The 12,323-nt window shown below is 64.6% G+C and carries 11 protein-coding genes; all 11 read left to right on the top strand.

Annotated features, from left to right (window positions below; genetic code table 11):
- The coding region (locus AB1451_05425; GenBank protein MEW6682354.1) for a methyl-accepting chemotaxis protein at positions 1-810 on the top strand (810 nt) is incomplete at its 5' end.
- Complete coding sequence (locus AB1451_05420; GenBank protein MEW6682353.1) at positions 807-1,934, top strand: response regulator; 1,128 nt, start codon at positions 807-809, stop codon at positions 1,932-1,934. The genes AB1451_05425 and AB1451_05420, both read left to right, overlap by 4 nt.
- Before the next feature lie 16 nt (positions 1,935-1,950).
- Entirely contained in the window at positions 1,951-3,978 is a 2,028-nt protein-coding gene (locus AB1451_05415) for a HEAT repeat domain-containing protein (GenBank protein ID MEW6682352.1), read from the top strand.
- Positions 3,979-4,004: 26 nt separating this feature from the next.
- On the top strand, positions 4,005-4,868 hold the full coding sequence (locus AB1451_05410; GenBank protein ID MEW6682351.1) for a protein-glutamate O-methyltransferase CheR: 864 nt from the start codon (positions 4,005-4,007) through the stop codon (positions 4,866-4,868).
- Positions 4,855-5,943, top strand: coding sequence for a chemotaxis-specific protein-glutamate methyltransferase CheB (cheB, locus tag AB1451_05405; protein ID MEW6682350.1), 1,089 nt, complete (start codon positions 4,855-4,857; stop codon positions 5,941-5,943). Before AB1451_05410 ends, cheB begins: the two co-directional genes overlap by 14 nt.
- A 74-nt stretch (positions 5,944-6,017) precedes the next feature.
- Complete coding sequence (locus AB1451_05400) at positions 6,018-6,851, top strand: GAF domain-containing protein (GenBank protein MEW6682349.1); 834 nt, start codon at positions 6,018-6,020, stop codon at positions 6,849-6,851.
- Positions 6,852-6,973: 122 nt separating this feature from the next.
- Positions 6,974-7,354 carry a response regulator gene (locus AB1451_05395; GenBank protein ID MEW6682348.1) on the top strand — a complete coding sequence of 127 codons (381 nt, stop codon included), beginning with the start codon at positions 6,974-6,976 and terminating at the stop codon, positions 7,352-7,354.
- Positions 7,355-7,364: 10 nt separating this feature from the next.
- Positions 7,365-8,054: a phosphoribosylformylglycinamidine synthase subunit PurQ gene (gene purQ, locus AB1451_05390; protein MEW6682347.1), complete on the top strand. Its 690-nt coding sequence runs from the start codon at positions 7,365-7,367 to the stop codon at positions 8,052-8,054.
- A gap of 16 nt (positions 8,055-8,070) precedes the next feature.
- Positions 8,071-10,329 (top strand): phosphoribosylformylglycinamidine synthase subunit PurL, encoded by a 2,259-nt coding sequence (gene purL / locus AB1451_05385; protein ID MEW6682346.1) that lies wholly within the window; start codon positions 8,071-8,073, stop codon positions 10,327-10,329.
- Positions 10,314-11,732, top strand: a complete 1,419-nt coding sequence (purF, locus tag AB1451_05380) for an amidophosphoribosyltransferase (protein MEW6682345.1) — start codon at positions 10,314-10,316, stop codon at positions 11,730-11,732. The genes purL and purF overlap by 16 nt, the downstream gene beginning before the upstream one ends.
- A gap of 105 nt (positions 11,733-11,837) precedes the next feature.
- Positions 11,838-12,320: a MerR family transcriptional regulator gene (locus AB1451_05375; GenBank protein MEW6682344.1), complete on the top strand. Its 483-nt coding sequence runs from the start codon at positions 11,838-11,840 to the stop codon at positions 12,318-12,320.
- Positions 12,321-12,323 lie beyond the last annotated feature (3 nt).

The following is a 12,323-nucleotide window of genomic DNA, read 5'->3' as shown; positions in this document are numbered from 1 at the left end:
CGCCGCCTTCAGCGGCGCACGGAGGACATCGGGAAGATCCTGGTGGTGATCGACGAGGTCGCGGAGCAGACGAATCTCTTGGCGCTGAACGCCGCCATCATCGCCGCGCAAGCGGGCGAGCACGGGAAGGGGTTCGCCGTGGTGGCCGGCGAGATCAAGGAGCTGGCGGAGCGGACCGCGACGTCCACCAAGGAGATCCACGACATCATCGCCGCGCTGCAGGTCGAAGGGGCCACCGCGGTCCAGGCCATTGCCGACGGAGCGACTCGCGTCGAAGAGGGCGTCCGTCTCTCCGGGACGGCGAAGGTCGCGCTCGATCGGATCTTGGAGAGCGCGAAAGACTCGTCGCGGCGCATCATGCAGATCGCCCAGGAAACGGACCAACAGATGACGGGCGTCCAGCGGGTCAATGCGGAGATGCGGACGGTGACCGACCAGGTCCAGCACATCGTGACGGTCGCTCACGCCCAGAGCCGAATGCTCGACGAGGTGGAACGGATCAGCGAACAGATGCAGGTGATGGCGCAGCGCGTCACCCGGGCGGCGGCGGAACACGCCAAAGGCAACCAGCAGGTCAGCCGCATGGTCGAACTGGCGAACCGACGGGTCAAAGACGTCCAAGAGTTCGTGCGGCAGCGGCGGGCCGAAAGCGAGGCGATCGTGGACGCGGTCCGAAACATCGGACGGATCGGCCAGGAGAATCGGGACGCGATGAACCGAACAACCGATGCGGTGGGCGGGCTGTTGCGGGCGGCCTCGCGTCTGGAGGAACACGTGTCACGGTTCAAACTGACGAAGGAGAACGGATGAACATCGTGTGCGCAAAGTGCGGAGCGGGCGTTGCGTTCGAGCTGCCCTCGCTGGTCAACCATACCGTGATACAGTGCGCGGCGTGTCACAGCGGGTTGAAGGTGACGATCGAGGCGTTTGAGGTGTCTGTCACCCCGCCGTCTCAGCAGGCCGCCGCGACGCCGACCACGCCCCAGCGGGTAATGGTGGCGGTTCAAGGCGAGGCCACGCGAGAGTTGATCCGGGATCTTCTGGTTGCGGCGGGTTTTGACGTCGTCGAGTTGAACAGCGGATCGGAGGCGCTGGCCAAAGTGAGCGACGTGCGTCCGGCGCTGGTGTTGGTGGACGTGGGGTTGTCCGACATGCCCGGGTTCCAGGTGTGCGAATCGGTTCGCGGCGACGCGGTGAACGCGGGAGTGAAGATGATTCTGGTCGCTGCGATCCACAACAAGGATCGGTACCGTCGACCTCCGGACAACCTGTTCGGAGCCGACGATTACATCGAGCGGCACCAGATCGAAAGTCAACTGGTGGACAAGGTCAAACAACTATGCGGTGACGGGACCCCGGCAGGCGGGGCGACCGGTGACCTCTCGCCGGCGATAGAGCCGGCACCGACTCGGAGCGGGACCCCTTCCCTGGAGCAGGTCACGCCCCCGGCATCGCCGCCGAAGGGGGAGCCGCCGGTCACAGCGGCGGTTATTCCGGAACCGCCTCCACCCGTGGCCCGGGAGTCGGCACCGCCCGCGCCCTCGTCGGTTCGGCCCGCTCCGGCTCCGTCGGCGCCTCCTCCCGTGGAGAAGCGGACTCCGGTCGCGGCTCCGGCAGGCAAGGAGGCCGCAACGGCGGCATCGCCGACGCCACCTTCGCCTGCCCCCAACCCCGCGCAGGAGGCGGCGCTTCGCCTGGCGCGGATCATCGTCTCTGACATCGCGCTGTACAACGCGAAAAAGGTCGACGAGGGCATACTGAACGGCACGTTTTTCGATTTACTCCGCGCCGAGATCGAAGAAGGCAGAAAGCTGTACGAAGAACGCAAGGGGCCGGACCTCGCGACGACGGTCGATCTGTTCCAGCAGACGCTCGAACAATTCGTGTCGACGCGGCGAGAACTGCTCAAACGAAACCGTCCGGCAGCCGCGTAACGCGAGGAGGGACATCGTGGCGGACCGTCCGAAACTGACACTTGACGCAGCCATGAGTCGGTTGAAAACCGCGGAGGTCGAAGACCGCTTGGCGACCGTGGCTGACGTGGTCGGCCACGGTCCCGCGGCGTTTCCCTGTCTGTTCGTCGCGCTCGGAGACTCGGAATGGCGCGTCCGCAAGAGCGCCGTAGAGGCGATCGTCGGGTTGGGGTGGCGGGCGGAAACCGAGCAAGGCTTGCTGGCCTCGTTGGCGTCACCGGAAAACGCCGCGCTTCGGAATTCGGCCGCGGAGGTATTCGTGCGGTTCGGATCGCGCGCAGTCCCCTCGCTGATGGAAGCGCTGGGCGGGTCCGACCCCGACGTGAAGAAGTTTCTGGTCGACATCCTCGGCGACGTCGGTGATCGGCGGGCGACGATGGCGTTGGTGGGGCTCCTGCGGCAACCGGACGAGAACGTGGCGATGGCCGCGATCGAAGCGTTGGGCAAGCTCCACGACTCCCGCGCGGTGGATCCGCTTGGTGAGATGTTGCGCCAGGATCGGCCCCTCCTCCAGTTCTCCGCAATCAAAGCGCTGCAGGAACTCGGCGACGGCCGGGCGGTGGAACCCCTCATTGCGTGCTTGGGGCGAAAGACTCTCGAACGGGCCGCGTTGGAGGCGCTGGGTCGGATCGGCGACCTGCGGGTGCTCAACCCCCTCGCGCAGGTCCTCCGCCTCTCCACCGCCAAGGTGCGTCACATCGCGGTCCGTGCGTTGATCGATTTGTACAATCGGATGCCGCCGGACGCGAAAACGTCGATCATCCGACGGATTCACGAAATCTACGACAAATCCGTGAGCCACTACGTCCGGGAGTGTTTGTCGAGCGCCGACCCGGTCGTGAAGCGCAACGCGATGACGTTGGTGGGGTGGATGGCGGACGTCCAGGCCATCCAAGCCCTCGTGGACGCGTACGACGAGACCTCCAAGGAAGAAGTGATCACCGCGCTGATCCAAATGCAACGGGAAGCGGTCCCCAAGCTGCTCGAGATCGCGGCGCGAGCGCCCGAAGGGCTCCGTGAAGGCCTCGCCCGTGCCCTCGGCGAGATCGGGGATCGAAAAGCCGTGCACGGGCTGGTCCAGCTCGCCGCGGATGCCAACGGCCACGTCCGACAGGCGTCAGCCGTCGCGCTCGGCCAGCTCGCCGACCCGATGGGCGTTCGGGCCCTCCTCCAGTTGCTGGAGGATGAATACCCCAACGTCCAGGAGGCCGCGTATCGCGCGTTGACGAGGCTCAAAAGCCCCGCGCTGATCAAGCGACTGCTGGAGCTGCTGGAAGCCCCCAAGGCCGGGCTGCGCTGCTACGCGGCCAAATTGCTCGGACTGTTCCAGGTGCCGGAAGCGCAACATCGCTTGACGCTGGATCTCAAAGATCCGGATCCGACGGTGCGTCGTACCGCGCTGGCCGCCCTGGAGTCCCTCGGCGGGGACGTGGCCAGCGTGTTTCACGTCGCGTTGAGCGACGAAGATCCCACGGTTCGTCTGGAGACCGTCCGCATCTTGGCCAAGCGTCGGGATCGAGCGATCGACGAGTTGCTCAGACCCCTGCTTCACGATGCCGACATGTGGATCCGCGCGGAGGTCATTCGGCTCTTTGGCGAGCGAGGAGATGAGGGGATCGCCGAGACCTTGCTCCTGTTGGTCAACGACCCCGTGGGGATGATCCAAATTGCGGTCTGCGAAGCCCTCGGCAAGCTGAAGGCCCGGGTCGCCAAACCCGCGCTGGTCGGCCTGCTGTCCTCGAGCGATGCCGACGTCAAACAAGCGGCGATCGCGGCGATCGGAGAGATCGGGGGTGACGACGTGGCCGCTCGGTTGATCGCGATGTTGGACGATCCGCACTGGGGTGTGCGCGCCGCGGCGGCGGTGGCGCTCGGGCGGGCGCGGGTCGCGCATGCGCTGCCGCGGTTGCGTGACTTGGCGGAGCGGGACGCCGACCAGTTGGTGCGCGAGTCCGCTCACTTCGCCATCGATCAACTCGCCGTCATATTGGATCAGGCTTCGTAAGCGAGGCCGGGACCCCAGGGCGACCCGTGATCTCCATCGAGCAGCCCACCATCCCGCTCAACCCGGACGTCTTCAAACTGCTGCGCGACATGCTCTACGAGCACTGCGGCGTATGGCTCGACGAGCAGTCGAAGTTCTTTGTGGAAGGGCGTCTCCAAGAGACCCTGCGCCGACACCGGTTCGGCAGCTTCAAGGATTTGTATTATTTCCTGAAGTATGACGCGCGTCGAGCCGAGGAGTTCGCGACGGTGATCGATCTCTTGACGATCCACGAGACCTATTTTTTCCGCGAAGACCACCAGCTTCACGCCCTGTACCGCGAGATTCTCCCGGAGTTGATGAAGCGGCGCCAGGATCGCACGCTCCGGATCTGGAGCGCAGGGTGTTCGACCGGCGAAGAAGTGTATTCGGTGGCGATGTTGCTCGCCAGCCAGCCGGGGTATGGCGACTGGCGGGTGGAGATTTCCGGCAGCGACATCAGTCAGCGCGTGTTGGAGGTGGCGCGGCGCGGGGTCTATCCGGCCTCGGCGTTTCGGACGACTCCGCCCGACGTCCGGAAGCGGTTTTTCCACCAGGAGGGAGAGGGATTTCGGGTCGATGACTCCATCAAGCGCATGGTCAACTTCTTCTCGTTCAACCTCGCCGACGTTGATCGGGCCGCCGTGCTGCCCAAAATGGACGTGATTCTCTGTCGGAACGTGATCATCTATTTCGACTCCGCGGTTAAGAAGCGCGTGGTCGAGATGTTCTCCAACCGGCTGCGGCCGGGTGGGTATCTGCTGCTGGGGCACTCCGAATCGTTGATGAGTATCAGCACTGCGTTCAGCCTCCGGCACCTGCGCCACGACATCGTCTACCAGAAGGAGGAGGGGATCAGTGCAGCAGCCTGAGGCGAGCGCGGCGACGCGGGTCGTGGTGGTGGACGACTCGGCATTTTATCGTCAAGCGCTGGTGATGATGCTCAAGGAGATTCCCGGCGTCGAGGTCGTCGGGACCGCGACCGACGGATTGGAAGCCATCCAGGCGGTCACCAAGTACCGGCCCACGCTGATCACCCTGGACCTGGAGATGCCGAGGATGGACGGCTTCGGGTTCCTCCGGTGGCTGATGCGGACCGCGCCCACTCCGGTGCTGGTGATCAGCGCGGCGTCCGCCGCCAGCAACGTGTTTCAGGCCCTTGATTTGGGAGCCGCCGACTTCCTGGCCAAGCCGACCCATCTCGCGTCGTGGGAAATTCTCAAGGTTCGGCAAGATCTTCAGACCAAGATCAGCGCGATCGTCGCGGCGTCGCCGGTCCGGCTCTGTGAGCGTGCCGCCAAAGCCGCGGCGTTGCGCATGAGTGAACCGGCCCCGATCAAACCCGCTGCAGGCCCGCTGGAGCGGTTGAAACTCGTTGCGATCGGCTCGTCCACCGGCGGGCCGGCCGCGCTTCAGAACATCGCCGCGGCGTTGCCTCGCGATCTGCCCTGTACGGTCGCCGTGTCCCAGCACATGCCGGCCGGATTCACCGCGTCGTTTGCGGAACGCCTGAACCGTATGTCGGCCTGGGAGGTCATGGAGGCGAGTTCCGGCCGGTGGTGCCAGGCCGGCCAGCTCTTGATCTGCCCGGGCGGACAGCATCTGTCGTTCGCGCGACAGGGCGATCGCGTCAAAATGGTGCTCGATCGCGCGGACGACCAAGACCGCTATATCCCGTCGGTCGACCGGATGATGGTGTCGGCCGCCGACGTGTTCGGGGCGGATCTGGTCGGGGTGATTCTGACGGGGATGGGGCACGACGGGCGTCTCGGGATGGCCAAGATCAAACAACGGGGCGGGTTCACGATTGCGGAGTCCGAGGAAACCGCCGTGGTATTTGGTATGCCGCATGAGGCCATTCTCGAGGGGGTGGTCGACGTGGTTGCGCCGCTTCACGGGATCGTCGACCAAATTGTCAGGCACGTGACGGCGGGCGTTCGCCGATAAGGACGGGTGGCCCGCGTCTTGCGGGCTTCAACAGCCCGGTGCTATACTCCGGGCGCGCGAAAGGGTGACGGCATATGGAGAAGGACAAAGAGCCCGAGATCTTTCGTCGAGCGGATGAATTCCTGGGGGTCTTTCACAAAGGCATCGAGTTTACGAACGACCTGTTGAAGGAAAACGAGCGACTCCGGTTCGCGTTGGCACAGCTGACGGAGCAGCTCAAGGCCGCCCAAAAGGGCTCGCCGTCGACCGAGCTTTCCCGGTTGCGGCAGCAGCTCGAGGAACTGACCGCCGAACGAGAAGCCCTGCTGAACCGGTACAAGCTGGTGGAGGAGGAGAACAAGGATTTCGCCAGTCGATACGTGGAGGTCGAGGAAGAGAACAACAACTTGGCCAACTTGTACGTCGCCAGTTATCAACTGCACTCCACGATGGACCTCAAAGAGGTGTTGCGGATCGTCAGTGAGATCATTCTCAACCTGATTGGATCCGACCACTTTGCCATTCTGATCCGAGACGACGAGGAACCGGTGCTCAACGTCGTCGCCGCGGAGACGATGGACCCCAAGGTGAAGAAAATTGCGATCGGCCAGGGCACCATCGGCCGCGTCGCCCAGACCGGCGATGTCTTCGTGCAGCCCGACTTGGAGCACGCGAAGGTCGGTTCGCCGGATCATCCCATCGTGTGCATTCCGTTGAAGATACACGGCAGCATGATCGGCGTGATCGCCATCTTCGACCTGTTCGAACAGAAAAAGAAGCGGTTGACGCGGGTGGACCACGAGTTGTTTTCGATGATGGCGGGGCACGCGGCGACCGCGATCTTCAGCGCCATGCTCTACACGAGGTCCCAGCGCTCACTCTCGACCATCAAGGGTTTTCTTGGCCTGATGAAAAACAAGGCGGCCTGATCCCATGCCGTTGCCACTCGGTCGGTCCACGTGGGCTCCCCGGTTCGGGGCGCGCGAGCCACGGGCCCGCGCGGCGCGGCGACGGGCGGGTTGGCCGCGCCCCTGGTAAGGAGGAGACGGGGATGGCTGGCTACTCATTTCTGGTTGTCGAGGATTCGCCGACGATGCGGCAGCTGGTCTCGTTCAGCCTGAAACGGATCAAGGGGGCGAAGATCGTCGAGGCCACGGACGGGGTCGATGCGCTGAAGAAGCTGTCGGAACAGCCCTTTCACCTCATCGTGGCGGACATCAACATGCCGTTGATGGACGGCCTCAAGCTTCTGAGCATCGTTAGGAAGGAACCCGCGTATAACCAAATTCCCGTCATCATCGTCACCACCGAAGGGGCCGACGCGGACCGCGAAAAAGGTCTGCAACTCGGCGCGAATGCATACATTCCCAAGCCGATTCAAACGAACGCGCTGCTCAAAACCGTTCGGGAGCTGTTGAAGATCGAGGAATGAGAGCGACGGGGTGAAAGCCGCGGTCGTCGTCTTCCCGGGGTCCAACTGCGACCGAGATTGTGAACACGTGCTGGGACGCGTGGTGGGCGCTTCGGTGCGGATGGTCTGGCACCGCGAGGCCGTGCTGCCGCCCGTTGACCTCGCGGTGCTCCCCGGCGGGTTTTCCTACGGCGACTATTTGCGGACGGGCGCCTTGGCGGCCTGCTCCCCGATCATGGAAGCGGTCAGGCGGCACGCGCAGCGCGGGGGCTTGGTCCTCGGCATCTGCAACGGCTTTCAGATCCTCGTCGAGTCGGGCTTGCTCCCCGGGGCGCTGTTGCGCAACGCCTCGCTCAAGTTCATTTGTCGGACGGTCGGGGTCCGCGTCGAGCGAAGCGATACGCCGTTTACGACTCGCTACGCCGTGGGCCAAGTGCTGCGCCTCCCGATCGCTCACGCCGACGGCGCTTATTGGGCCGATCCCGTGACGTTGAGTCGCTTGAAGGACGGCGGCCAAATCGTCTTCCGCTACGCTCCGCTCGGGGGCGGAGACGCCAACCCCAACGGATCGGTCGACGCGATCGCCGGAATCTGCAACGAATCCCGTAACGTATTGGGAATGATGCCCCACCCCGAACGCGCGTCGGAGTCCGAGCTGGGTAGCCGAGACGGACGCCCGTTGTTCGAATCCGCGCTGGACGCGCTCTGCGGAGCCGCGTAGCTCCGCGTCGTCATCCATGCCGCCGGAACCCTTGCTTGCGGAACCGCTCGATCCCTCTCTCCTGGCCCGACACGGGCTCACGGCCGACGAGTACGCGAGGTTCAGGGAACGACTGGGCCGGGCGCCGACGCTGGTTGAACTCGGCATCGTCTCCGTCATGTGGAGCGAGCACTGCAGCTATAAGAGCTCGCGGGTGCACCTCAAGCGGCTGCCCACCACCGGGGAGGAGGTCGTGCAGGGGCCCGGCGAAAACGCCGGCGCCGTGGACATCGGCGACGGGCTGGCCGCGGTGTTCAAGATGGAGAGCCACAACCATCCCTCCTTCATCGAGCCCTACCAGGGCGCGGCCACCGGGGTGGGGGGTATTCTGCGCGACGTCTTTACGATGGGGGCCAGACCGATCGCGCTGTTGGACTCCTTGCGATTCGGTCCATTGGAAGAGCCGCGCAACCGCTACCTGTTCGAACGCGTGGTCGCGGGCATTGCCGGCTACGGCAACTGCGTGGGCGTCCCGACCGTCGGGGGGGAGGTGGCGATCCAGGAGTTGTATCGGTCGAATCCACTCGTCAACGTGTTTTGTCTAGGCCTCGCTCCCAAGGACCGGCTGTTCCGGGGCCGCGCCGCCGGCGTGGGCAACCCCGTGATTTATTTCGGGGCCAAGACCGGGCGCGACGGGATTCACGGCGCCACCATGGCCTCCGAGGCGTTTGGGGACGCAGCGTCCGAGAAACGCCCGATGGTACAGGTCGGCGATCCGTTCATGGAGAAACTGCTGATCGAGGCGTGTCTGGAGCTGATGAGCGAGGACCTCATCATCGGCATTCAAGACATGGGGGCCGCCGGTCTGACCAGTTCCTCGTGCGAGATGGCGGGCAGGGCCGGGACGGGGGTGGATATCGACGTGTCGCTCGTGCCGACGCGCGAGGCGGGCATGACGCCCTACGAGGTCATGCTGTCCGAATCCCAGGAGCGGATGCTGTTGGTCGCCAAGCCGGGGTGCGAAGGTCGCGTACGGTCGGTTTGCGAGAAGTGGGGACTCGACGTGGCGGTGATCGGGCGCGTCACCGACACCCGCCGTCTGGCCGTGCGCTGCGGGGAGGCGGTCGTGGCCGATCTGCCGATCGAGTTGGTGACGGACGAGGCCCCCAGCTACGACCGTGCGATCGCGCCCCCCGCGTATCTGGACGCGCTGCAGGGGCTGTCATCCGAAACACTGCCGATCCCGTCGTCATACGTCGAGACGCTGCTTTCCGTGCTCGCGTCACCGACCATTGCCAGCAAAGCGTGGGTGTACCGCCAATATGATCACATGGTGGGGACCAACACGGTCGTGCTTCCCGGCTCCGACGCCGCGGTGCTGCGGATCAAGGGCACTGAAACCGCCCTCGCAATCAGCGTCGACGGCAACAGCCGGTACTGCATGCTCAACCCCTATGTGGGCGGAATGATCGCGGTCGCGGAAGCGTGCCGCAATGTGGTGTGCAGCGGGGCGCGCCCCCTGGGCGCCACCGATTGCCTCAACTTCGGGAACCCGGAACGATCCGACGTGATGTGGCAGTTTGCCCTGGTCATCGACGGCATGGCCGAGGCCTGTCGCGCGTTCGGGGTGCCGGTCGTCAGCGGCAACGTGAGTTTCTACAACGAAACGCGGGGCATCAGCATCTATCCCACGCCGATCATCGGGGTGGTGGGAAAGGCTCCTGCCGCGCGCGTGACCACGCAAGCGTTCCAAGCGCCGGGACGCGCCGTCATCCTGCTCGGGGAGACCAAAGACGAACTGGGCGGGTCCGAGTACCTCGCCGTGATTCACCATCGCGAACAGGGCCTTCCGCCGGAATTGGTCCTCGACACGGAGCTTGCGCTGTACCGGTGCCTGCTCGAACTCACGGGTGCTGGTCTGGTAGAATCGGCTCACGACTGTTCCGAAGGGGGGCTGGCCGTGGCGCTGGTCGAGTGCTGCATCGCATCCGACGCCCCCGTGGGGGTCCAGGCGGCCCTGGGCAATCCTCAGGGCCTGCGGACCGACGCGGTGCTCTTCAGCGAAAGCCAGTCGCGAGTGCTGGTCTCGGTCAAATCCGAAGACGTCGCCCGCGTGCTCGATGCGGCCGAGCGATGGGGCGTCGTGGCGGCGCGGATCGGCGAGACAGGGGGAGATCGGCTGTCGATCACGGTTGAGGGAGAGAAGGTCGTGGACGTGGGGCTCGACGCCGTCCGCTCGGCCTGGTCGGATGGGCTCGCCCGTCAACTGGAGAGGTCCCCGTGCGTATCGACCTGACGCCCTTCGACAAGCTTCACGAAGAGTGCGGCATCTTCGGCGTGTACGGCCATCCCGAGGCGGCCAACCTCACCTACCTCGGTCTCCACGCCTTGCAACACCGCGGGCAGGAGGGCAGCGGCATCGTGTCCTCAGACGGCCGCAACTTCTACGTCGAGAAGGGTCCCGGTCTGGTCCTCGATGTGTTCGACAAGGCCCGCATGGCGAGGCTGCCCGGCCACATGGCGATCGGCCACAATCGATACTCCACCGCCGGCGGGTCGCACGAAAAGAACCTGCAACCGTTCCTGGTGAACTTCACCCGCGGTCACCTTGCGTTGGCGCACAACGGCAATCTCGTCAACGCGCAAGGGCTGCGCGGCGAGCTCGAGGCGTACGGGGCGATTTTTCAATCCACCACCGACAGCGAGGTGATCATCCACCTGATCGCTCACTCCCGACAGGATGCCATCCTCGCGCGTGTCGTGGACGCCTTGAGCAAGGTCAAAGGCGCGTTCAGTCTGTTGTTCCTCTCCTCCGAGGGGATCGTGGCGGTGCGGGACCCCTTCGGGTTCCGTCCCTTGTCGCTGGGACGACTCCGGGAAGGCTGGGTGGTGTCGTCGGAGTCGGTGGCCTTCAATCTCGTGGAAGCCGACTACGTGCGCGACATCGAGCCCGGAGAACTGGTGGTGATCAACGATCGGGGCGTCACCTCGTTCCATCCGTTTTCAGCCACGCCGCAGGCTCAGTGTGTGTTCGAACACGTCTACTTTTCCCGCCCCGACAGTCGCGTATTCGGGCACAATGTCTACTCGGTTCGCAAGCGGAACGGGATCAGGCTGGCGAAGGAGGCGCCGGTTGCGGCGGACGTCGTCATCCCGGTTCCGGATTCAGGCATTCCGGCGGCGATCGGGTTTTCCGAAGGTTCGGCGGTGCCGTTCGAAGAGGGGTTGGTCCGAAGCCACTATATCGGGAGAACCTTTATCGAGCCGCAAGACTCGATCCGGCACTTCGGGGTGCGCATCAAACTGAGTCCGATTCGTGAGGTGCTGGAAGGAAGGCGGGTGGTGGTGGTGGACGACTCGTTGGTGCGGGGCACGACGAGCCGGAAGCTGTTGAAAATGCTGCGCAGCGCGGGCGCGAAAGAGGTGCACCTGCGGATCGCCTCGCCTCCGATCATTTCGCCGTGTTTTTATGGGATCGACACGCCGACCCGCCAGGAGCTGATCGCCACCTCCCACACGGTAGAGGAGACCCGCAAGTACATCGGCGCCGACAGCCTGGCGTACCTGAGCCGCGCGGGATTGTTTGCCGCGTTTGGCTCCGAGGAGGCCGACGGAAACTCGTTTTGTGACGCCTGCTTCACCGGCCAGTACCCGGTCCCGTTTACTAAGGAAGAACTCGTTCAACTCGGGCTGTTCTGAACCGCACCCTCTCTAAAGGGTTCAAGAAGCTGAAAACTTGTATCGGTCCTTGACAGCCCGGTAAGGGCTCCGTTATGATCACGTCCGCCACGCGGGAAGTCACCGATGGGTGTTGAGAAGCGCCATTTTCACAGTCGAGAGGTCCGGGAAATCGTCGGTCTCAGCCGGAGGCAGATGCAGTACTGGGATCGTACCGGATTGGTGACCCCGGCGCATCGCACGCAGGGAGGCCATGCGCGCTACACGTTCGAGGATCTGGTCGCGTACAAAACCGCCAAGAAACTGCTCGATGCGGGCGTCTCGCTGCAGCGGATCAGGAAGGTCATGGTCAGGCTCCGCGAGATCTTGCCCACGATCAAGCGGCCGTTGGTGGAACTCACACTGGTGGCCACGGGTGACGTGGTCCTGGTCTTCTACGAACGGACCGTGTTCGAGGCCATCACGGGACAGGAATGGCTGCTGGATATCGGGGACGTCCAGCGCGATGTGGACCGCTGGCAACGACGGGTGGGCGAGATTCGCCGCTTGCGGCGGCGCTCCGCACCGGGTGCGCCGTCCCCGCCGGAGACCGCGGCCCACCAAGGCTGACCG

This window comes from Nitrospirota bacterium (assembly GCA_040757335.1).
Lineage (GTDB): Bacteria > Nitrospirota > Nitrospiria > 2-01-FULL-66-17 > 2-01-FULL-66-17 > JBFLXB01.
Note: the sequence above shows the minus strand (reverse complement) of the source record. Positions and strands in the feature narration are given on the sequence as shown.